Here is a 22855-nt window from a genome sequence, read left to right as displayed (position 1 = left end):
CCTGATTTAGAGCGATAACCTACGCTTTGTAATAAACGCTGCACTCGGCCTTTACTGCAATCATATCCGTCGGCTATGGCGGCTTGCCACAATTTTCTGTAACCAGGTATGCAGTGCTCTTCATTACCTCTTTTTATTAAAAACTGAAGTAAAAAATCATTTTTTCTTTCAACTGGATTCGACGACTGTTTCAACCATTTGTAATACCCAGCCTTAGAAACAGATAATAACTTACATAACTTGCTTACTGTTTTCTTCACCGTCGTGGTCTTATGAATATATTGAAACCTTATTCTTTTAGACTGTCGAAGTAGGCCCTCGCCTTTTTTAGTATGTCGTTCTCCAACTGTACGTCCTCAAGCTGCTTTTCAAGGTTACGAACTTGACGTTCAAGGTCTTTATATGACTTTTCTGGACCATGGTTTTTAAGTGGCTTAGGCTCTTTTCTTGAGGTCATTTTACTTCTCCAACTTGACAGCATATCGGGATGAATACCGTATTTATTAGCGGTCATTTTAACGGTACCGTGTGAGTCTAATGACTCCTGCACCACTTTTCTTTTAAATTCCTCTGTATGTTTACGAAACGCTTTTACTTTCATGAGAACTGACTCCTAAATAGGTGTCTACTTTTATGGAGTCAGATCAATCAGCTATCAGCTAAAAAATCGACTACTTAATGCTAACCAGCTAATATTCCTGCCTATTCTTTAATATTCAGCTTCTTATATCTGCATGAATAGCCAAGAATCTAGTCTCACTTTAAAAAAGGAAGCACTAAAATGAGCACACTAGGTCAACAAGTAAAGCAGCTTAGAAATAATAAAAAATTGAGCCAACCAGAGTTCGCTCAGCAAGTGGGGATAGAGCAAAATCATACCCAAACTACCTCAAGATGCGAGTTTCAGTTGGAATTAAAAGCGATTTAGGCAAGGCATTGATTGCAATTAATAGTGGTTCTATTGTTAAAATCAATAACGCAGTATCAATCGCTTTTAAACCAACCCTTTGGGCGTTTCACAGGCACTTACTCTCATCGTTGTTACTTCTTAAAAAGGACTGCCATTGTTGCAAAGTAACGCCTTGATATTAAGCCCCTGTGAGACGCTGAATTCTGCATCTTGAGGTGGTTTGGGTATATATCAAAACTTGAAAACGATAAATCAATTCCCTCGAATGAAATATTTAGAGCCTTATTGATAGCATTAGATCTTTCAATTGATGAGTTTATGAAGCCGCTTGTATCAAGTCATGATAAAACTAGGCTTATGCAGATACCGGATGTTGAACAGTGGTATAAAAATAAAGCTGTGAGCACTTCAGTAACTCAGCGTAAATTGATTTATTTAGCAATGTTTTTAATTTCGTTTGGGTGTGCACTATTTTATGCAGGCCATAAAAATTATGTGTTTAACGAACATTTTTATGAGTATCGCTCAATTGGAATTATTAAAAATGATGAACCACTCAATGTTTTCAATCATTGGAAAGATTATATAATAGATCCCAGTGCTGAAAAGCGTACAGCAAAACTTAAAGAGATGCTTGCTAGGCGTGTTGAACTTTTTAAATTAATGGATGAGTATATCGGTGAATCATTTGTCGAAGACGTGACGGGTGGTAAACGTGTTTATACAACAAATGCTGTCCCACGCTACATATCACATGCAGGTAATACCTGGCTTGAGTTTATTGGATTATTTGCAGCTGTGTTTGGTTTAGCTCTGGCGGTATTAGAACCAAAATTAACGCGTCACCCATAAAAAGCTGTATGCAAACAAGCACACAGCTTTTATCTTAAATTTAGCCCATAGTTGTATGGGCTTAAGCGCTATTTTAGATAGGTATCTAAAAAGTTTAAGTAAGCGTTAGAGGCTGTTATACGGTTTTCTTTTTTAGTAAAACCATGCCCTTCATCATCAAACAATACATACTCTACTGGCACGCCATTGGCTTTGACTGCGGCAACGAGCTCATCGCTTTCAACTTGTAAAACACGTGGATCGTTAGCGCCTTGTATTACCATTAAAGGTTTAGTGATATTTTTAGCATGAAATAGTGGCGATATAGCCCGATGACGCTCACCATCTGTTGCAGGGTCGCCCATTTCATCGTACAACGCCTTTTTAAAACTCTCCCACCAGGGTGGAATTGAGTTTAGCGTTCTTACCCAGTTAGTAACCCCAAAAATATTAATACCGACTTTGAATTCTTCCGGCTCAAAAGCAAGGGCTGCAGCAGTCATAAAGCCGCCGTAGCTGCCCCCTATGATGCCAATTTTATCTGCATCAACCCACTCTAAACTCTGCAGGTGCTTTTTACCGTACACAATATCTTGTAAGTCGTCAGTGCCGTGCTTTTTATCATCCAAATGAAAAAATGTTTTGCCATACCCTGAACTCCCCCGGTTGTTAACTGCAAAAATAGCATAGCCATGATTAACTAAATGTTGTTGCATTGCTCTGTAACCAGTACGGCTTTGCCCACCAGGACCACCATGCACCCACACCAGCGCAGGTACTTTATTGTTTCTGTTGGCTTGTTTTGGTTTATACAACACGCCTGGTATTTCTAGAGTATCAAAACTTTTAAAGCGTACAATGGTGCTCTCTACTAAGTCGTTTTTATCTATGACTTTACTTAATGTGTTAGTAAGCTGCTTAGCTTTATTACTACCGACTTGCCAAACAAATAAATTGCTTGGTGAGGTGTCTGAGTTTAAATAAAACGCCATGGTTTTCTCGTCACTTGAGAAATTCACACCGTGTAAATTACCATTGGGTAGGGCGGGCATAGCAACTTGTTTACCTGTCAGAGTATCTAAAATAGACACTTTGGTACTGGCATCGGCATTGACACCACTTACTTGGTAGCGACCAGATTTAGAAAAATAGATAAAGGTTACGTCCCACTCATCTTCTAAGGCCGGCGTGTGTTTACCTGTGGCTAACTCATAGCGCCACATTTGTGAAAACTCGCCTTTTGCATCTGTAGAGTAATATAAATATTTACCATCAGCAGAGAAGGTTTCAGGCGTATATTGTGCGGGATCATCATGCTGGGATATAAGATGTGGCTTGAGGGTTTTTTTATAAGTGTCAAGAATGTATGTATCACTGTCTTTATTGCTATTATTTTTAGATAAAGCAATAAAGCGTCCATCGGGGCTAATGGCGCCAACATCTAATCCGAGCTCATTTTGATAAACAGGAGACACTTTATAGGTTTCACTATCTACACGATATAAATCCATAAATTTGGCATCACGCTGATTACTTGAGATAAAAAACTGGCTGCCGTCTTTTGTAAAACCTGCAAAGCCAGCTCGTGTTTCATCGCCAGGGGTTAAATCTTTGATTGAACCGTCAACTTCACGCACGTAAACATGGTACCGTTCGTTACCGCCTGAGTCTTTGGTAAACAATATACGCTCATCATTAGGGAAATAGCGTACTGGGTAAGTACTGTCTTCAAAATTAGTTAAGCGGGTTTTACTACCGGTTTTAACATCGACTTCGTATAAGCTGTAAATACCGCTTTCATCGCTACTGACTAACACTTTATCACCACTTGGTGAAAAACTACTGCCCATAATAGAGGTGGTGTCAAAAAAAGTTTTTGCGTCGTAGGTTTTTACTTGTTGTGTTTGCTCAGTTTTTACAGCGCTAGAGCCTAAACTATTAGATTGATTGCAACCCGCTAATGCAAGAGATACAGCACAGGTAATACAGGCAAGTTTGAGGGCTTTTTTCATAGGTACATTCCTTGGTTTATAGTTATGTTTTCATTTAGAAGTGTTAACCGAACGTTTTTCAAACGCAAGTATTTCTGATATGCAAACAGTAATAAAGTGTTACAAACCATAAATCGTTTTTATATAAGTATTCGCTATAATGATAACTCGTTGAAAAGTGGGTATTTATGATAGAAGTCATTGGGTTACATAAACAGTTTGCTGAAAACATATTGTACAACGGTTATAACGTGCGATTCTGTGCACCTAAAATATGCATCGAAGCACCTAATGGCCAAGGGAAAACAACTCTATTGATGATGTTAGCGGGGCTTGAAACTTACGAAAGTGGTGAGCTTTTGTTTTCTGGAAACACATTAACCGAACCACATAAGCAAGTTGCTATAGCCTCTGACAGTATTGCTTTACCCGACTTTTTAACAGCAAAGCAAATAATTAACTTATCCTCAAATACATTTGGCTGTTGTTGGCCAACAGCTATAGTCGATGGGTTTAATTTTAATGAATTTCTAAATACGCGCTTTGACGCTCTATCATCAGGAAACCAAAAGAAGTGTCAGTTAATTTTAGCGCTTATGCGCGATGCACCGTATTTACTGTTAGATGAACCCAGTGCAGCACTTGATCAAGCGAGTATTGAGTATTTACTAATTTTACTTGATGAATATTTAGTAAATAAGCCACAAGGTCAAATAATTATTACCTGTCACGAGCCCGAGCCTTTTTTACTGCATGGCTTTGAGTGTATGCCTTTATGATTGCAAATTTAAAACAATCAATTGGCCAATACCGCTTTTTTATGGATTATCGTTTTCAGGCATACAAGACTGAACTTACACAATTATTATTACAACTGAAAAGCTTTGGGGTGTTATTTTTAGTGGTGTTAGGTTCGTCAGTGTTGGGTTTGATATTGCTACTTTTTTTAGGGCTTGGAAAAATTATTGATAGTAGTGATGCACCTCAATATGGTGCGAAAATGGCTTGGCTGTATTTGCTGCTACAAAGTGTAATGTTGAGCGCAATGAAGTCTGCAATAAAAAACTCAGCCCAACGAGCGTTTCAACAGACATTGGTAAAGCGGTATTGGCTTGGTTTGATGGATATAAAGCTTTTGCTGTTAAGTAATGGCTGGTTGATTGCAAGCCTTGTTATCGCGATTGACCTGAGCATAAACCAGTGGCTTAGGGTGCCGCATTTTTTGGTGTTTTTACTATTACAATTTACGCTCGGCATTTTATGCTTATACAAGCCAATTGCGCTTGTTTATGGATTTTTGTTATCTGCAATGTGGCTAATGTTACCGTTTGATGTAAGCCCACTGACTTATCAGTATGTCTTTGTGCTGTTATTTGCCTTAAGCACCTTAATGGTACCTTTTAATTTTGCAGCTAAGTTAGATCTAAGCTCACTTACAGGCTTTTGGCTAATGTTTTTTATACACAACAGCTGGACTTTGATTTGGCGAGGTGCTTTATTGTTGTGCGTATTTATGGCGTTTGAGGTACTACTACAAGAGCGCGCTAATTTAGCAGATATATTTAGTATTTTGTCACTAGCTTTTGTGGTGTTGTTTAGTAGTTCATTACAATTTGATTGTAGTCATCTACATCAACAATATAGTGTGTTTTTTAAAATGCAGAATAAGCAAACAGCATTTTTTATTGGCCAATTTGTTCCTAGTTTAATTGTGCTCTTACTTTCGCTTATTGGTTTTTTTGCTTTATTCAACCAAGCAAGTGGCTTGTTGCTATTAACTGGCATTATTTGGTGCACACTCCAACAAGCTATCGTGCAAAAAAAACCAGCGCATTACGCGCTGGTTTGGATGATCACAACAGGCGGACTGTTGGCTGCGTTAACCTAACGGGTTAAGCTGCATCTGCTTTGCTGTCTTCACTTTTACGTGCGGCTTTGCCTGCTAATAAATCAGCTGGGTCAAAGTCATCAACGTTAATTACGTCTAAGCGGGCTTTTTCAACAGCGGCTAATTTATCAGCTTCTGCTTGGCTTAATATGCCAGCTTCAAGGCCCATTTGCGCTACTTTATCAAGTTGGAAGAATGGCAGTTTAAGGCCTTTTTCTTTACATACTCGTTCAAATAACGGCTCTACAGCCAGTACGTCTTTAAGTGTTTGCTCTTGACGGCCAACTAGGTTTAGTGGCTCATCTTTTAAGTAAACATAGCTTGCTAAACGGTTACGCGTTTCGCTAGGTACTTGAAGTAGTTGTGCTAGTTTATGCTCAAGTTTGTCGGTAGGTTTACGAACCGGGCGACCAAACGGGAATAACAATACTTTTAATACGCCACGTAATGGGGCAGAGGGCATGTTATTGATTAAATCAGCAAGGGCACGTTGGCAGTGGTAAAGATGATCCTGACAGCTCCATTTTACTAGGGCTAAATCTTCTTGTTTACGGCCTTCATCGTTATAACGCTTAAGCGTTGCAGACACTAAATATAAGTAGCTTAGTAAGTCACCTAAACGTGCTGAAATACGTTCTTTACGTTTAAGCGAGCCACCAAATACCGCCATGCTAATGTCAGACATAAGCGCAAGCGATGCACTAAAGCGTGATGCTATACGGTAAAACTCTGCGGTGTCGTCTTTGTACGGTACGCTAGTAAAACGTGCACCACTAAGCGCAAGCCACTTAGTACGTACAAGGTTCGACATTGTAAAGCCAATGTGGCCCATTAGCGCTTTATCAAATACGTTAAGCGCTTCTTCGCGGTCTTCAATTTCACAAGCACCAAGCTCGGTTAGTACAAATGGATGACAGCGAATTGCACCTTGACCATAAATAATCATATTACGGGTCAAGATGTTGGCACCTTCTACTGTTATAGCAATAGGGGCACCTTGATAGCCACGACCTAAATAGTTATTTGGCCCAAGCATAATCCCTTTACCGCCAAGTACGTCCATTGCATGAATGGTCGACTCGCGCATTTGCTCGGTAAGGTGGTATTTAATAATAGCTGAAACAACCGATGGCTTTTCACCTAAATCTACTGCACCTGTTGACATACTAACGGCTGCATCTGAGCTGTAAGCGTAACCAGCAAGTTTAGCCAGTGACTCTTCAACACCTTCCATTTTACCAATTGGTAAACGGAACTGACGACGAATGCGGCTGTATGCACCTGTTGCTACGGCAATTGTTTTAATACCACCGGCAGAGTTTGATGGCAATGTAATTGCACGGCCAACCGATAAACATTCAACCAGCATGCGCCAGCCTTGGCCAGCCATTTCTGGGCCACCAATAATGTAATCAAGGGGTACAAAAATGTCTTTACCGCGAGTCGGGCCATTTTGAAATGGTACGTTAAGCGGGAAGTGGCGACGACCAATTTCAACACCTGGCGTGTTAGTTGGAATAAGTGCACAGGTAATGCCTGGCTCTTTGTTGTCGCTTAGTAAACCATCTGGATCTTGTAGTTTAAAGGCAAGACCAAGTACTGTAGCCACTGGTGCAAGAGTAATGTAACGCTTGTTCCAGGTAAGGCTAATACCTACTACTTCTTCACCGTTCCATTGCCCTTTACACACAACACCATAGTCTGGAATTGAGCTCGCGTCAGAGCCTGCTTCTGGCGAGGTTAATGCAAAACATGGAATTTCTTGGCCTTGGGCTAAGCGCGGTAAATAGTGATTTTTTTGATCTTCAGTACCGTAGTGCTGAAGTAATTCACCTGGGCCTAACGAGTTAGGTACACCTACAATTGACGATAGTAAGGTCGATTTACTGGTTAACTTTTGCAGAACACATGATTGTGCAAACGCAGAAAACTCTAAACCGCCGTATTCTTTTTTGATGATCATGGCAAAGAATTTATTATCTTTTAGATATTGCCATACATCTTGCGGTAAATCGGTAAGCTCGTGTGTTGCTTCCCAATCATCTAGCATGCTACATACTACTTCTACAGGGCCATCAATAAAGGCTTGCTCTTCAATAGTCAGTTTTGGTACTGGGTATTGGTGTAGCTTTTTCCAATCTGGGTTACCACAAAATAAATCAGCTTCCCACCACGTAGTACCGGCATCGATTGCTGACTTTTCAGTGTCAGACATGCTCGGCGTTACTTTTTTAAAGGTAGTAAAAATCGGCTTGATTATATATTGCTGACGAATGCCAGTAACAGAAAGAGGAACTGCGATGATCAAAAAGATCAACCAGCTAATTAAACCAAAAGCACCTGCAAAGGTACCAATTAGTAATGTTGCGGCAGAAACACCAAGTGCTGTGTTCCAACTCGCTCTGTGGTAAACCGCGATGCTGAGCAGTGCGATTAAACCGAGTGTAAATATGAGTGTCATTGCTTATTCCTTAATAGAGGTCAGACCACCTCAGTTAGAGTAGCGCTAGTGAGCGTAAGTTTCAAGTACATTACAGCGTTAAATTAACGACAAACTAGCCATTATGCTTATCATTATTCCCTTTATAAGGAACAAACATGCACCACTGCTATGTTTAATTCAATCACAGCAATTATTTAAGCACTAAAAATCAGTAAATCAGCTAGCCAAAAAAGTTTTTTTAAGTAAGTATGTCTGTTGTAGCGCACAGTAAAGTACAGCGCTATTTATACGTATTTTTTAAGGGTTAGTTTATTAATGTGTGAATTACTTGGCATGTCAGCCAACGTACCTACGGATATTTGTTTTAGTTTTTCAGGTTTATTAGAGCGCGGTGGTAATACTGGCCCGCATAAAGATGGCTGGGGTATCACGTTTTACGAGGGTAAAGGGTGTAGAACCTTTAAAGATCCTGAGCCAAGCTATCAATCAGAAATCGCCAAGCTAGTAAAAGCCTACCCCATTAAAAGTGTGTCGGTAATTAGCCATATTCGCCAAGGAAACCGTGGCCGAGTGTGCCTTGAAAATACCCATCCGTTTACCCGTGAGCTTTGGGGACGCGAAATTACCTATGCACATAATGGCCAGTTATCTAACTATCACGATTTAAAACCACAATATTATCGCCCTGTGGGCAACACCGACAGTGAGCTGGCGTTTTGTTGGTTGCTAGATAAAATTCGTGAAAAATACCCAAAACGTCCCTCTAATATGGCCTCTGTATTTAGATATGCGGCTAAGCTTTCGCATACGCTACGTGAAAAGGGCGTATTTAATATGTTATTGACCGATGGCGTATTTGTATTGGCGTACTGCACGAATAACTTACATTACATAACGCGCCGAGCGCCATTTGGTAAAGCAACGTTAATTGATGCCGATATGGTGGTTGATTTTAACGAAGAAACCACCCCAAACGATGTAGTAACAGTAATAGCTACACGGCCGTTAACCAACGACGAACGCTGGCAAAAAATGCAGCCAGGGGAGTTTGCGTTATTTAAAATGGGCGAACTAATTTAGTTAAATAGCCTAAAAGCAAACACAAAAAAACGCGATATAAAATCGCGTTTTTTTGTGTTTGCTATCACCGTGTTTACGGCGCTTCTGATCTTACTTCGCTGCTTTCGCTTACTGGAGTAGAAACAGGCTGGGTAACGGTAAATGAATTCATTTGTACCTCGAACTGCTCCATGCCTTTTTCGCCTTTCCACATACGTACAAGCATGTAGTCCATTTCTGGTGCAAACCAGGCAAGGGCTTGGCGTTTATCGTTATCGTATAAACGTTTTACTTTTATAGCTTCTACGTTACCAATTGGCAGCGAAATCATTTCTTTGCCAACCACTTCAAAGTTGTAGTCGCGGCGATTGCCTTTTTTATCAATAAGCGGAAACGAAAAATAAGTTTCGCCTTTTTTTAAGCCTTCGCGTACTTGTACTTGATACGAAATAGCATCTTGAAATTCGTCAGTCCATTCGCACTTTAGCGGGTATTCACTAGTACTGCTGGTGACCACTTTATTTTGTGTATCAAAGTCTATTTTATAATCTTTATCTGGGCCGGTGCCGGTACGCACCATATTGTAATGATGAGGAGTGACTTTGTTATCTAAAAAAGTAAATACTGAGGTTTCTTCTCGCTTGTCAGAGAAAATCATCCACTCAATATTGCTGTGATAAGTAAGTTGATATGTTTGCTCGCCAACTTTTTTAAGTTCGCGTACTGCCTCGCCATGATTTTTACCTTTGCGTAAAATATCGTAGCTGGCTTGATATTCTGTTAGTTCGCCTGCAATTAGGCTAGTAGGAAGTAAAGCGCCCACACATAACAGCAGGGCACTTATTTTTTTATTGTGGGTAGTGCGCGCCGTGTGCAGGAAGTTGTTTTTCGTCAAGAACTGCATAATCTGCTTCCATCGTAAGTCGTTGTTCACTGAACCACTTGACCACCAAAGGATAAATTATATGCTCTTGTTCGTGCACGCGTTTAGCTAATGTTTCTGCTGTATCATCCTTGAGTACAGGTATTTGCGCCTGAAGAATAACGGGACCGCCGTCTAACTCTTCAGTTACAAAATGAACACTTACGCCATGAACATCGTCTTTTGCATCAATTGCTCTTTGGTGGGTATTCAGCCCCTGATACTTAGGCAACAAAGATGGATGAATGTTCAACATTTTTCCAACATATTTTTGCACTAAGCTAGGAGTAAGAATACGCATAAACCCAGCTAATACAACTAGATTTGGCATAAAAGAGTCAATAACGTTCATTAATTGCGCATCATAGGCCTCGCGCGAGTCAAAATCTTTGTGACTGAGCACTTTTGTAGCAATACCTGCTTGTTTTGCACGCTCAAGGCCGTAAGCGTCTGCTTTGTTACTTATAACAGCCGCTATGTGTCCGTTTATTTCGCCGCGCTCGCAGGCATCAATAATGGCTTGTAAATTAGAACCACTACCTGATATTAATACCACTAAGCGAATGGGTGCCATTACTTAGCACCACCTACAATTTCTACTTGCTCTTCGCCGGCAACGGCATCTTGAATTTCACCAAGGTGCCATGCGTTTTCGCCAAGCTCTTTTAAAATGCTTAAGCTTTGCTCTAGCGCATCGCCTGGTACTACTAATACCATGCCTACACCACAGTTAAATGTACGGTACATTTCGTGCGTAGTAATATTGCCGTTTTCTTGTAACCAGTTAAAAACGGTTGGCCACTGCCAGCTATCGCCTTTAACTACTGCTTTTGCAGAATCAGGTAATACACGCGGAATGTTTTCCCAAAAGCCGCCGCCAGTAATATGCGATAGGGCATGCACGTCTACTTGCTTAAATAACTCAAGTAAAGGCTTAACGTAAATACGGGTTGGCTCTAGTAAGTGCTCGCCTAGTGTTTTGCCGTCAATAACTTGGTTCGTATCGGCGTTTGATACTTCAAGCACTTTACGAATTAAAGAAAAGCCGTTTGAGTGCGGACCGCTAGAGGCAAGGGCAATAAGTTGATCGCCGGCTGCTACTTTTGTGCCATCAATAATTTTAGATTTTTCTACTACACCGGTACAAAAACCGGCCATGTCGTAGTCTTCACCATCGTACATACCTGGCATTTCAGCTGTTTCGCCGCCAATCAGGGCACAGCCAGAAATCTCACAGCCTTTACCAATACCGGTTACTACATCGGCCGCTGTGTCTACATCTAGTTTACCTGTTGCATAGTAATCTAGAAAAAACAGGGGTTCAGCGCCTTGTACTATTAAATCGTTTACACACATTGCAACTAAATCAATACCTACAGTATCGTGTTTTTTTAAGTCGATAGCTAAACGTAGTTTAGTACCTACACCGTCAGTACCTGCTACTAGTACTGGCTGTTTGTAACCTTCTGGAATTTCGCAAAGAGCGCCAAAACCACCAATTCCGCCCATTACTTCTGGACGACGCGTTTTTTTAACTACGCCTTTAATACGCTCAACAAGTGCATTACCAGCGTCGATATCTACGCCCGCGTCTTTATAGCTTAATGACTGTTTTTGTTCGCTCACAGGTTTTCCTCAAATAATTGCTTGGGGTTGCTTTTCGATAGCTTAGAAACGCGCGTATTTTACAACAATTGCAACTGCGCGGCTAGCTCAAATATAGTTTTGAAATAATTAACAAGGACACTTGTCCGCTATTAGTTTGTTAATTGCACAAAAAAAGGCACCCTAGGGCGTGTTGACCTTTGCGGATTGAGATTTGTTCAATCTAGGGGCGATTAAATAGCGGCGCGAGGTTTGTAACCTAGTGGCTCGATAACTGCTCCTGCGTTATTCTAATGACTTACATCCCTGTAAGAATAAGTAAAAACCGAGCAAAGCTTCCGCGTCCTGCTCACGCCCCTTACCTACATCCATGTAGGCAACAAAGAGTTTATCGCCCCTAGGCAGAACCCAAGGGCAGCGCATGTTTGGCATTTATGCTGCGTTATCGCCTATTTATGTGGAATAACCACACTTCATAGGCTCTGCCTTGCCTAAAAACCAAACACGCTGCTGCAAATTTAACCATCAAAGAACAACACGCCCTGGGTGCTTTTTAGTTATTTATGCTTTGGCAGTTAGTATTGCTCTAAGTGGAGCAGGGTAACCTTCAATGGTTTTACTGGTATCGTTTGGGTCTAAAAAATCAACTAATGATTCGTTTTCCATCCAGTCGGTCCTACGTTGCTCATCAAGCGTGGTAATTGCGCAATCTTTTATTTGCACATCTTTAAAGCCAACGCGTTCCATCCACAGTTTTAGTGCAGCAGTACTTGGAATAAACCAAACGTTGCGCATTTTTGCGTAGCGGTCGGTAGGTACCAGTACGGTGTTTTCATCGCCTTCAATTACTAACGTTTCTAGTACGAGTTCGCCACCTGGGCGAAGCTGCGCTTTTAACTGCGCTAAAAAATCGATAGGCGAGCGGCGGTGATACAGCACCCCCATAGAAAACACCGTATCAAACGCTTTAAGCTCGGGTAGTGCTTCTACACCTAATGGTAATAAATGCACGTTTTCGTCTGGGTTGTAATGTTTAATGGCCTGAAACTGACACAAAAATAAATCAGAAGGGTCAATACCCACTACAAATTCAGCGCCTTCACCGCGCATACGCCATAAGTGATAGCCAGAGCCACAGCCGATATCTAATACTGTGCGGCCTTTTAATAGCTCAATATGGGGAAGCAGGCGGTCCCACTTCCAATCGCTGCGCCACTCTGTGTTTATTTCAATACCGTGTACAGTAAAGGGGCCTTTGCGCCATGGCATCATGCGTTTTAATAAATGCGTGGCTTGTTTTTGCTCGCCTTCGCTCATCTCCCCCGGTGCGCCAATTTCTACTTTAGTGGCGATATCAACGTGGGTTGTTTTTACTTCTGGCAGATTTTTAAGTACTTTTTGCCATTTTGGTAAATCGCCATGGCTTGCCTCGTTTTGCCAATGCTTTAATTGAGCGGGCAGGGTTTCTAGCCAGTGGCTAAGTGGGCTTTGTGCAATTGCTGCGTAAAATTGGTTAAACCATTGAGACATAAGTCACTCTCTTTATTTAATTGCTACCATTGAGCAAAAATTAAAACATTGATACCACACCTGCGTTTGGCTAAAACCAATGTCGCTTAAACGATTAAAGTGAGTGCTTAGCGTATCGGGGCGCATCACGTTTTCAATGGCAGTACGTTTTTGGCTTATTTCAAGCTCTGAGTAGCCATTGTGGCGTTTAAAGTCGTGGTGCAAATCAATTAATAAATTATCGCACTGCTCGTTTTCGGCTTTAATTTTTTCGCTAAGGAGCAGGACGCCACCGGGTTTTAAGTTAGCGTAAATTTTTTCAAGCACGGCTTGGCGCTGTAAAGGCGGAATAAATTGCAAGGTAAAATTCATGGCCACTACCGACGCATTTTGAATCTCAAGCTCGTTAATATCGCCTAAAGTTACTGTAACAGGCACGTCTGACTTAAAGCCTTGTAAATGTACCTTACAACGCTCAACCATAGCTTGTGAGTTATCTACAGCAATAATGTGGCAGTTATCGGTGCGAATATTACGGCGCATACTTAGGGTAACCGCACCAAGCGAGCAGCCTAAATCGTAAAGGTTTGAATTACTTTGCGCATATTCACCGGCCAATTTACCCATAGTGCTTACAATGGTGGCGTACCCAGGCACAGAGCGCTGGATCATATCCGGAAAAACCTCAACCACATTTTGGTCGAAGCTAAAATCTTTTACTTGTTGCTCAGAGGCGTAAATACTGTCTTTTATACTCACTAAGGCAGTCTCTTTAAAAATAATGGCACTATTTTAACATTTTATACTGGATAGTCAGTGATAAATTCAGTAGCTTGGCTAGAATTATGAATAATAAGTATAAAAGAGAACGTTAAATGAGCAAAAGTAAGGTAATTAGCACAGACGATATATTAGCAACCCTATGTCATTCAGTGACGGGTGTTCTGTCATCAGCCAGCGGTAACGAAATTAGCTACTCGGCTATGGTGCAAAAAATAACGCGCACCTGTATGCGTCCAGACATTGGCTGTTTTGTATTATTTGATGGTGGCTTTACAGGGCTTGTAGTCACTAATTTTACAGCGCAAGCGGCAATGGAAATTTACGGCGATTACATGCGCAATATGGGCATGCCTGAAGAAGAAATTGCCCACAGTCATTTATCGGATGACGTTTCAAATGTAATGGGCGAACTGATGAACCAAATTGTTGGTGACTTCACTTCTAAAGTGCGTGAGCAGCTGCATACCTCTATTACGCAAAACCAGCCAAAAATGATGGCGATTAATAAACAAGTGCAAATATCGGTTGATACCACAATGGACCGTCCACAAGCACGCCGCGTAACCTTTACTACGCGCAACCAAAATATCTTTTACCTAGAGCTGGCAATGGATAAAACAGAGTTTATTAAACTACATGACTTTGACATTGTAGGAGCGATAGACCCTGATGACATTATCGAAAACGAAGCTAAGCAAAAGGCCGAAAAAGCAAAAGCTAAGTCAAAAGAAGCAGAACAAGATGATGCCGATGATGACTTTATGGCTGAGCTAGGGCTGTAATGTAGGTTGGGTTGAGCGAAGCGAAACCCAACGTGCTTTTGAGCTGTCAGTTTTAAGCTATCAGCGGTCAGTAGAAAAGTTACTAAAGAGAACGCGATTTTAAATCGCGTTTTTTTTATTGAGAACTTTGATTACGAGTTAGGTTGTATTTATTTTTCGCTGACCGCTGACCGCTGACCGCTGACCGCTGACCGCTGACCGCTGACCGCTGACCGTTCATGAATAAGGATTCTTTCCCATTGCCACCACCACACAAAAAATCCGTAAATCTAACTCTAACTGATGGTATTGCGGCTCCATGTGGCAGCACAGTTTATAAAAGCTTTTATTGTGATCTTTTTCTTTAAAGTGGGCGAGTTCGTGTACGACTAGTGCTTTTAACAGTGGCTCGGGTGCGCGCAGTAAATCACTGTTTATGGCTAAATCGTGTTTACGGGTTTTACCCTGCATGCGGTAGGTGTGAGTACCGAGTGCGTTGGTGACCATATCACCTTGTTTTTTAAATGCAGCGCGGCCAAACGGGGGGGCGTTTTTTAAATACTGCTTTTTTAAATCAGTGGCGTAGCTGTAAAGTAGTTTGTCGGTGGTGATGGTGTGCGCATGTGGGTATTTTTTAAGTAAGTAGTCACATACCTTATTGTTATTTATAAGGCTTAATACTTGCTCAATAATGTTAGCTGGGTAGCCGGTAAAGTAACGTGCGTATTCACTCATTTTTATTCTCTATTTAAAAAAGCGTTGGCTGGTGGGCTTCTTTTTCGCCGCTGAATGGGTTTAATACTGGGTGATTATACCCTAGGTCTTCACAAAACTGCCTAGCGAGTCGTGGAGATTCACGGTTATCGGCAGTATGAAAAAACACATACGGGGACTTCCCCTCATCAAGCCATTGTTTTACTTTACTGAGCCAGGGTTTATAAAAGGGTTTATAGTCGTTTTGTAAATCGGCTATTACAAAGCGCGCCATCGGCTGCGAGCCAGTAGCTATTGCATGTACCGGTAAGTGGGGCTTTTTTTGTTGTGCATCTATTAAAGCCTCGGTGGTGGGCTTTACTGCAAAAAGCGCACGGGTATCCATAGAAATACGGTTTATATTATTTGCCATTAATAGCTGATTAAGGGCAATTTCGGCCTCACCTTTTTTAAAAAAATCACTATGTCGTACTTCTACGCCGTAATTTAGCTCTTTGGGGAGCAAGCTAATAAATTGCGTTAATTTAGGTAAATCGCTTGGACCAAACGCTTTGGGTAATTGCAGCATTATTTGCCCTGTTTTTTCAAGTATTGGGGCAAATAACGTAAGCCAGTCATTAAGCTCTGCCTGAACGTTACTAAGCGCAAGCTCGTGGCTAAAGCGACGATGAAACTTAAACGTAAATTTAAAGTCCTCGGGTACGCTTTGAGCCCAGCGTAAAACAGTGCTTGGCGCCGGGTCTGCGTAAAAGCTGGTATTGCCTTCAACTGAATTAAAATGCTGGGCATATTGGCTTAGCATATCGGCATTTTTACATTGGCGGGTAAATAAGTTGCCTTTCCAGGCGCTGCTCGACCACTGAGGGCATCCAATATATAACATAAAAAGGGTGGCTTAATGACTTCGTGGCGTAAGTGTACCAAATACATACGGTGCTTGCTGCAAATTAACATTACAAAGCTAAACACACGCTCTAGGGCGTGTTGATCTTTGTAGATTGAAATTTGTTCAATCTAGGGGCGATTAAATCGCGGCGCGAGGTTTGTAACCTAGTGGCTCGATAACTGCTCCTGCGTTATTCTAATGACTTACATCCATGTAAGAATAAGTAAAAATCGAGCAAAGCTTCCGCGTCCTGCTCACGCCCCTTACCTACATCCATGTAGGCAACAAAGAGTTAATCGTCCCTAGGCAGAACCCAAGGGCAGCGCATGTTTGGCATTTATGCTGCGTTATCGCCTATTTATGTGGAATAACCACACTACATAGACTCTGCCTTGCCTAAAAGCCAAACATACTGCTGCAAATTCAACCACCAACGTTCAACACGCCCTAGCATCTTGATACTACTTGGGTATAATGCAGGGCTTAATTTGATTATTTTTAGATTGCTAGCGGCTTTATTTGTATTGTGGTGACCAGTTTTTTAAATCACACGCCTTAAAACAAATAAATATAACCGTTTAAGCCTTTTATCTGACAGGAAAACTATGCGCTCTATATATTGCGGACAGCTAAATAAAACTCACGTAGATCAAGAAGTTGAACTATGTGGCTGGATCAACAAACGACGTGACCTTGGTGGACTTATCTTTGTCGATTTACGCGATAGAGAAGGGTTAGTACAAGTTGTATTCGATCCAGAAGTTGAAGGACTAATGGATAACGCTAACAAACTTCGTCAAGAGTTTTGTGTGCAGTTAAAAGGGGTTGTACGTGCGCGCCCAGAAAGCCAAGTAAATAAAGACATGGCAACAGGCGAAGTAGAAATTTTAGGTACTGAGCTAACTATTATTAACCGCTCTGAGCCGCTTCCGCTTGATTTTAATCAAACCAATTCTGAAGAGCGCCGCTTAAAGTACCGCTACTTAGATTTACGTCGCCTTGAAATGAGCGACCGTATTAAGCTGCGCGCTAAAGCAAGCAGTTTTGTTCGTCGCTTTTTAGATGACAATGGCTTTTTAGACATTGAAACACCTGTACTTACAAAAGCAACACCAGAAGGTGCACGCGATTACTTAGTACCAAGCCGTGTTCATAAAGGCAGCTTTTACGCATTACCACAGTCGCCACAGTTGTTTAAGCAATTGTTGATGATGTCGGGTTTTGACCGTTACTACCAAATTGTTAAATGTTTCCGTGATGAAGATTTACGTGCCGATCGTCAACCTGAATTTACCCAAATAGATTTAGAAACCTCGTTCATGAGCTCTGATCAAGTACGTGGTATGACTGAAAAAATGATCCGTGAAATGTGGCAATCATTACTAAACGTTGATTTAGGCGATTTCCCAATTATGCCTTACAGCGAAGCAATGAGCCTTTACGGTTCTGATAAGCCAGACTTACGTAACCCAATGAAGCTTGTTGATGTAGCTGATTTAGTAAAAGACGTAGAGTTTAACGTATTTTCAGGCCCAGCTAACGACGAAAAAGGCCGCGTTGCTGTATTAACAGTACCGGGTGGCGCTAAGCTTTCGCGTAAGCAACTTGACGATTACACTAAGTTTATTGGCATTTACGGCGCTAAAGGTATGGCGTGGATGAAAGTAAACGACCGCGATGCAGGCGCTGAAGGCGTTCAATCTCCAGTTGCTAAGTTTTTAAACGAAGAGGTAATTACCCAGTTACTTGAACGCACTAACGCACAAACGGGCGACATTATTTTATTCGGTGCCGATAAACGCAACGTTGTAAACGAAGCAATGGGCGCGCTTCGCTTGAAGATTGGTGTTGATTTAGAAATCACTAACCTTGATAGCTGGGCGCCACTTTGGGTTGTTGACTTCCCAATGTTTGAAGAAGATGACGAAGGCACGTTACATGCTGTGCATCATCCATTCACAGCACCAAAAGATATTAGCGCAGAAGAGCTTGAAGCAAACCCTGCCGCGGCTATTTCAGATGCTTACGACATGGTATTAAACGGCTACGAAGTAGGTGGCGGTTCGGTACGTATTCATAATGCTGATATGCAAGAAGCAGCATTTAGAATTTTAGGTATTGATGCGCAAGAGCAACAAGACAAGTTTGGCTTTTTACTTGATGCCCTTAAATACGGCACGCCACCACATGCTGGTTTAGCCTTTGGTCTTGACCGTTTAGTTATGCTTTTATGTGGTACCGATAACATTCGTGACGTTATTGCGTTCCCTAAAACCACTCAAGCATCGTGCTTATTAACCGATGCACCTAGCAAAGCTAATAGCGACTCGTTAACTGAGCTTGCAATCAGTGTGGTAGAAAAAGCAATTCCTAGCGAAGAGTAATACCGCGCAACAAATGCGCTTAGCTAGATTTAAAAACCCTTAGGAGTATGCCTAGGGGTTTTTTTATGGTTAAATTTAAACCAGTTCATACCAATCGTGTTAAGTTATTAGTCTATTTAGCACGCTAGAATAGTTAAATATTTAAGTTGCTTGGTATCAAATATTTTTCAATAGAGAGGGAGTTCTTATGTCGTTTAGTCTCACATTATTTGGTGAATTTTTAGCTTTTTTTATTTTGTTTTGCATTCCAATTTTTGCGCTTATTAGCTACAAAATAGGTAAACGCAAAAGCACCATGCCGGGCGTTTTAGCTTTTGTGGGCGGATGCTTAGCGGTATTTCCGCTCTTTGGCTTAATTTTTATCGCCTTATTAGCGCTTAAACAAGATTTGCCAAAAACCAGCCCTTATGCCCATTAAACAACCCTAAATACGGACACGTAGTCACAGTGCCAATTTCTAATAATAACTATTATTGCGATCAGCAATTTAGTGCCTTACAGCTAGCAAAACACACACTCGAAAACACAGAGTTTGAAGCATGTACGTTTATAAATTGCGACTTATCTCAGGGGCAATTTAAAACGTGTCGATTTATAGAGTGCAGCTTTGAGCATTGCAATTTATCGAGCATTGATTGGGGATACAGCTCGCTTGAAAATGTAAGCTTTAGCCATTGTAAGTTAAACAGCGTGCAATGGAGCAATGCTTATTGGGGAGCGCTAAGTATTGATGCGCCGGTGAGCTTTAATAGCTGTGAGCTTAGTAACAGCTCTTTTTATGAATTAACTTTAAAATCACTAAAATTAATTCACTGCTTTGCAAAAAATGTTGATTTTAGACATGCCAATTTAAAGCAAAGTACATTTACAGGAAGTAATTTTCGCGATAGTGAGTTTTTTCAAACCACTTTAACTGAGTGTGACTTTGTAGGGGCTACAGAATTTAATATAGATTTAAACAGTAATACGTTAGCGGGGGCTAAGTTTGAGCGCTTTGAAGCCCTTAATTTACTGACAAGCCTTAACATTGAGCTTTGCGATTAATATGTGAGGAGCGTTTAGAAGCTGCATATTGCAAGCCTCTAAACAATGAATAACCTTTAATAAGATTAAACAGTGGCCTGTAGCTTGGTATTAACAGCTAGGGCCATTTTTATTACGTGCGTTTGCCAATGTGCGGGCAATTTCAAGCAGTGCAGGGGTGATGTCATCAGCGCCGTCTTTGATTAATTTGGTTACATCGCCTGATGAATATAAGCTATCGCGCGGCGACTTAATACCAAGTTCGCGGACGAAGTCTTTTGTTTTACCTGTGCTGCCTGTTTCAATAAATTTGAAAATAATACGCTCGTTGTTACTTTTTGGCTCGGCCTGTAACACGGCAATTTCTTCTTTATAGGCTTCTATTCGACTTTGCAAAATGTCGATACGTTGTTCAATAGTGCTGTATGATTTCATGGGGTACTTTTCTAAATTAACTAAAAATAATACCCGTATTATCGCATACATTAGCAATGGCGCGCGCTAACCTTTATAGTAAAAGTTATTTTTATTTAAAAACAATGATTTATATAAGTACAACATGCATAAAACAATAAAAAAGTTACTAACATTAAGTGCATTTAGCCTAAGCGCGAGTTTAATATCACCATTAAGCTTTGCTGATGATGTAATAGTGGATCAAAGCCGCAATCGGACCATCCCTATAAATATCACATACCCCAATGAGAGTAATCAATGCAGCGTACACGCAAAGTGCCCTGTAGCATTTGTAAATGCAGGCTACGGTATTAGCCACAATGACTACACGTTTGCGAGTACGCTATTTAATGCACAGGGTTATTTAAGCATTGCAGTCGCACATGAGCTAAAAACCGACCCTGCGCTTAATCGCATGCAGCCTTATTTAACCACCCGCATGGAAAACTGGCATCGCGGTGTGGTTACCCTTAAATTTTTAGTTAATCAGCTAAGTGCTCAATACCCTGAGTATAACTTTTCCCAGCTCACGTTATTTGGCCACTCTAACGGCGGCGATATATCTGCTTTATATGCTTCAATTTACCCAAATGAAGTAAGCCAACTAATTACCCTCGATCACCGACGCATGTTGATCCCACGTAATAAAAACATACGCGTGCTTACACTGCGTGGTAGCGATTACCCAGCCGATGCGAATGTTTTATTAAATGAAACAGAGCTAAAAAACTTCCCTGTTAGCCAAGTAATGATTGAAAAATCGCGCCATAACGATATGTACGACGGCGGGCCAAAATGGCTGGTACAGAGAATAAGTAAAGAAATGCAGGCGTTTTTAAATTAACAAAAACTTGTAGAGCTTTATTTCAGGGCCTGTTGACCTTTCAGGGTTATAATTTGTTCAATCTAGGGGCCATTTAATCACGGCGCGAGGTTTGTAACCTAGTGGGCTAAGTAAAAACCGAGCAAAGCTTCCGCGTCCTGCTCACGCCCCTTACCTACATCCATGTAGGCAACAAAGAGTTAATCGTCCCTAGGCAGAACCCTTTGGACAGCGCCTGTTTGGCATTTATACGTCGTTATCGCCTATTTATGGGGAACAACCACACTACATAGGCTCTGCCTTGCCTAAATACCAAACAGACTGCTGCAAATTCAACCTCGAAAGGTAAACAGGCCCTAGTAAATAGCGCAGCCACAGCCGCGCTATTTTTGTTTTAGTTACTCAACTAATTCACTTACTACAAATGGGCTGTTATGCAGGGTTTTATGCACTGGGCATTTGTCGGCTATTTCTAGCAGGCGTTGGCGCTGTACTTCGGTTAAGTCGCCGCGTAGGGTAATTTTACGGGTAATGGCCTCTAGGTTTTGGGTGCATTCGCCGTTGTCGCAATCTTTGTAATAGTCGCGGGTGTGTTCAAGCTCTACTTTTATATGATCAAGCGGCAGCTTTTTTAAGGTTGCATACATACGCAGTGTCATTGATGTACACGCGCCTAGGCCTGCGAGTATATGGTCGTAAGGATCGGGGCCTAAATTACTGCCACCTACTTTTAATGGCTCATCGGCAAGCCATGTATGATCTTTAGTACTTACGTGCTGAGTAAATATATGATCTTTTTCTTCAACCAGTACTTTGCCGTTTTCTAATTTTGCGCTGTAGTTGCTTTGCTCGTATTTAACGTAGCGGTTTGCCCAATTAGCAATAAGCGTAGCAGCGTACTCGGCATCGTTTTTATTACTTAGTAGGTGGTCGGCGTTATCGAGGCTAATAAAGCTTTTTGGGTGTTTGGCTGATGCATAAATTTTCTCGGCTTCTGAAATATTAACCGTGGCATCAACAGGGGAGTGCATAACTAAAAGTGCGCGTTTTAATTTGCCTATATGGCTACGGTCGTACTTTGCTATGTCCTCTACAAATTGTTTTTTTATGGTAAATTCGCGCCCAGCTAAGCTAACTTTAGCTTCACCTGCGGCGTTTATTTCGTCTAAATGGGCTTCAAAGTTATGTGCAACGTGTTGTGCATCTGAAGGAGCACCAATTGTTGTAATAGCCGATACCTCAGGAATATGCTCTGCAGCAGCCAGTACGGCAGCGCCGCCTAAGCTGTGGCCAATTAATAACTGCGGCGCATCAAAGTGCGTACGCAGGTGATCGGCTGCGGCCACTAAATCTTGAATATTTGATGAGAAGTTACTGTTTGCAAAGTCGCCGTCGCTATTGCCAAGGCCGGTAAAGTCAAAGCGCAGTACGGCAATACCCTGTTGGGTAAGGGCGCGGCTTATGCGCGTAGCGGCAGCAATATCTTTACCACAGGTAAAGCAGTGTGCAAATAAAGCATAAAACTTTACATCGCCGGCTGGGCGTTCAAGCTGGCCTGCAAGTTCTAAATCGCCGCTTTTAAAAGATACTTTTTGTCGCATAGAAGAGCCTTAGTGTTTCATTAAATTACTTTACAATAATAGATAAGATATAAGCACTAATTAGTGCAATTTCAATGTTTATTATGCTTTGATCTTGATCAAGTAAACTGTTTACTATTTCATCGAGAGGACATTTGTCCTTATGTTTTTTGGGTGGTTTGTCTATCCTCGCACAGCGCTATAATGAAGGTTTTGCTACTTTATATTGGCTAATTAGCTATATTTTAAAGCAGCTCACTTCTAACAACCTATTCACTGGAACGTAC

Annotated in this window: 22 protein-coding genes and 1 pseudogene; 10 read left to right on the top strand and 13 right to left on the bottom strand. The window is 41.3% G+C overall.

From position 1 onward, the window contains the following. Both PSI06_RS14145 and PSI06_RS14140 read right to left on the bottom strand, forming a co-directional pair. A pseudogene (locus tag PSI06_RS14145) lies at positions 1-260 on the bottom strand (IS3-like element ISSse1 family transposase); the annotation flags it as partial. 29 nt (positions 261-289) lie between these two features. Further along, the gene (locus tag PSI06_RS14140) at positions 290-601 is read right to left on the bottom strand and encodes a transposase (RefSeq protein WP_273605032.1); all 312 of its coding nucleotides are present in this window, start codon (positions 599-601) and stop codon (positions 290-292) included. A gap of 180 nt (positions 602-781) precedes the next feature. On the opposite strand from PSI06_RS14140, the gene PSI06_RS14135 reads away from it, so the two are divergent. Further along, entirely contained in the window at positions 782-928 is a 147-nt protein-coding gene (locus PSI06_RS14135) for a helix-turn-helix domain-containing protein (protein ID WP_223230549.1), read from the top strand. 267 nt (positions 929-1195) lie between these two features. Further along, entirely contained in the window at positions 1196-1762 is a 567-nt protein-coding gene (locus PSI06_RS14130) for a transcriptional regulator (protein WP_273604032.1), read from the top strand. Between the two features lie 68 nt (positions 1763-1830). Here PSI06_RS14130 and PSI06_RS14125 read toward each other — a convergent pair whose 3' ends face one another. After that, positions 1831-3753 carry a S9 family peptidase gene (locus PSI06_RS14125; protein WP_273604034.1) on the bottom strand — a complete coding sequence of 641 codons (1923 nt, stop codon included), beginning with the start codon at positions 3751-3753 and terminating at the stop codon, positions 1831-1833. Between the two features lie 167 nt (positions 3754-3920). Here PSI06_RS14125 and PSI06_RS14120 point away from each other — a divergent pair, with 167 nt between their 5' ends. Then, positions 3921-4511 carry an ABC transporter ATP-binding protein gene (locus PSI06_RS14120; RefSeq protein ID WP_273604036.1) on the top strand — a complete coding sequence of 197 codons (591 nt, stop codon included), beginning with the start codon at positions 3921-3923 and terminating at the stop codon, positions 4509-4511. Next, entirely contained in the window at positions 4508-5620 is a 1113-nt protein-coding gene (locus PSI06_RS14115; protein WP_273604037.1) for a DUF6136 family protein, read from the top strand. The genes PSI06_RS14120 and PSI06_RS14115 overlap by 4 nt, the downstream gene beginning before the upstream one ends. A gap of 4 nt (positions 5621-5624) precedes the next feature. Here PSI06_RS14115 and fadE read toward each other — a convergent pair whose 3' ends face one another. Continuing rightward, entirely contained in the window at positions 5625-8081 is a 2457-nt protein-coding gene (gene fadE, locus PSI06_RS14110; protein ID WP_029772579.1) for an acyl-CoA dehydrogenase FadE, read from the bottom strand. 297 nt (positions 8082-8378) lie between these two features. On the opposite strand from fadE, the gene PSI06_RS14105 reads away from it, so the two are divergent. Further along, positions 8379-9143, top strand: coding sequence for a class II glutamine amidotransferase (locus PSI06_RS14105; RefSeq protein WP_004587229.1), 765 nt, complete (start codon positions 8379-8381; stop codon positions 9141-9143). Between the two features lie 73 nt (positions 9144-9216). Here the strand turns inward: PSI06_RS14105 and PSI06_RS14100 are convergent, their stop codons facing one another. From PSI06_RS14100 to cmoA, 5 genes are all read right to left on the bottom strand, one after another. After that, positions 9217-9954, bottom strand: coding sequence for a DUF3108 domain-containing protein (locus tag PSI06_RS14100; RefSeq protein WP_029772580.1), 738 nt, complete (start codon positions 9952-9954; stop codon positions 9217-9219). A gap of 16 nt (positions 9955-9970) precedes the next feature. Then, positions 9971-10618 carry a phosphoribosylglycinamide formyltransferase gene (gene purN, locus PSI06_RS14095; RefSeq protein WP_089347262.1) on the bottom strand — a complete coding sequence of 216 codons (648 nt, stop codon included), beginning with the start codon at positions 10616-10618 and terminating at the stop codon, positions 9971-9973. Beyond that, on the bottom strand, positions 10618-11670 hold the full coding sequence (purM, locus tag PSI06_RS14090) for a phosphoribosylformylglycinamidine cyclo-ligase (RefSeq protein WP_029772582.1): 1053 nt from the start codon (positions 11668-11670) through the stop codon (positions 10618-10620). The genes purN and purM overlap by 1 nt, the downstream gene beginning before the upstream one ends. A gap of 540 nt (positions 11671-12210) precedes the next feature. After that, positions 12211-13179 carry a tRNA 5-methoxyuridine(34)/uridine 5-oxyacetic acid(34) synthase CmoB gene (gene cmoB, locus PSI06_RS14085; protein WP_273604041.1) on the bottom strand — a complete coding sequence of 323 codons (969 nt, stop codon included), beginning with the start codon at positions 13177-13179 and terminating at the stop codon, positions 12211-12213. A 12-nt stretch (positions 13180-13191) separates the two neighbouring features. After that, complete coding sequence (cmoA, locus tag PSI06_RS14080) at positions 13192-13917, bottom strand: carboxy-S-adenosyl-L-methionine synthase CmoA (protein WP_004588942.1); 726 nt, start codon at positions 13915-13917, stop codon at positions 13192-13194. Positions 13918-14033: 116 nt separating this feature from the next. Here cmoA and PSI06_RS14075 point away from each other — a divergent pair, with 116 nt between their 5' ends. Further along, the gene (locus tag PSI06_RS14075) at positions 14034-14723 is read left to right on the top strand and encodes a DUF3334 family protein (RefSeq protein WP_273604043.1); all 690 of its coding nucleotides are present in this window, start codon (positions 14034-14036) and stop codon (positions 14721-14723) included. A 216-nt stretch (positions 14724-14939) separates the two neighbouring features. Here the strand turns inward: PSI06_RS14075 and PSI06_RS14070 are convergent, their stop codons facing one another. Continuing rightward, positions 14940-15437: a M48 metallopeptidase family protein gene (locus PSI06_RS14070; protein WP_273604045.1), complete on the bottom strand. Its 498-nt coding sequence runs from the start codon at positions 15435-15437 to the stop codon at positions 14940-14942. 13 nt (positions 15438-15450) lie between these two features. After that, positions 15451-16299 carry a DUF72 domain-containing protein gene (locus tag PSI06_RS14065; RefSeq protein ID WP_138686104.1) on the bottom strand — a complete coding sequence of 283 codons (849 nt, stop codon included), beginning with the start codon at positions 16297-16299 and terminating at the stop codon, positions 15451-15453. Between the two features lie 608 nt (positions 16300-16907). On the opposite strand from PSI06_RS14065, the gene aspS reads away from it, so the two are divergent. The 3 genes from aspS to PSI06_RS14050 all read left to right on the top strand — a co-directional run bounded on the left by aspS (position 16908) and on the right by PSI06_RS14050 (position 19730). Continuing rightward, positions 16908-18686, top strand: coding sequence for an aspartate--tRNA ligase (aspS, locus tag PSI06_RS14060; RefSeq protein ID WP_029772588.1), 1779 nt, complete (start codon positions 16908-16910; stop codon positions 18684-18686). 187 nt (positions 18687-18873) lie between these two features. After that, positions 18874-19104 carry a hypothetical protein gene (locus PSI06_RS14055; protein WP_054983881.1) on the top strand — a complete coding sequence of 77 codons (231 nt, stop codon included), beginning with the start codon at positions 18874-18876 and terminating at the stop codon, positions 19102-19104. Between the two features lie 29 nt (positions 19105-19133). Then, a complete protein-coding gene (locus tag PSI06_RS14050) occupies positions 19134-19730 on the top strand; it encodes a pentapeptide repeat-containing protein (protein ID WP_264390626.1) in 597 nt (198 codons plus the stop codon). Positions 19731-19820: 90 nt separating this feature from the next. On the opposite strand, the gene PSI06_RS14045 is transcribed toward PSI06_RS14050, so the two are convergent. Continuing rightward, a complete protein-coding gene (locus PSI06_RS14045) occupies positions 19821-20144 on the bottom strand; it encodes a hypothetical protein (RefSeq protein ID WP_004588950.1) in 324 nt (107 codons plus the stop codon). Positions 20145-20268: 124 nt separating this feature from the next. Between PSI06_RS14045 and PSI06_RS14040 the strand changes: the two genes are divergently transcribed. After that, a complete protein-coding gene (locus PSI06_RS14040) occupies positions 20269-21009 on the top strand; it encodes an alpha/beta hydrolase (protein ID WP_273604047.1) in 741 nt (246 codons plus the stop codon). 377 nt (positions 21010-21386) lie between these two features. On the opposite strand, the gene PSI06_RS14035 is transcribed toward PSI06_RS14040, so the two are convergent. Continuing rightward, entirely contained in the window at positions 21387-22589 is a 1203-nt protein-coding gene (locus PSI06_RS14035; RefSeq protein WP_273604049.1) for a bifunctional alpha/beta hydrolase/OsmC family protein, read from the bottom strand. Positions 22590-22855 lie beyond the last annotated feature (266 nt).

Source organism: Pseudoalteromonas sp. GABNS16E, from assembly GCF_028598715.1.
Lineage (GTDB): Bacteria > Pseudomonadota > Gammaproteobacteria > Enterobacterales > Alteromonadaceae > Pseudoalteromonas > Pseudoalteromonas atlantica.
The sequence above is the reverse complement of the archived record's forward strand: the minus strand, read 5'-3'. Positions and strand labels throughout refer to the sequence as shown.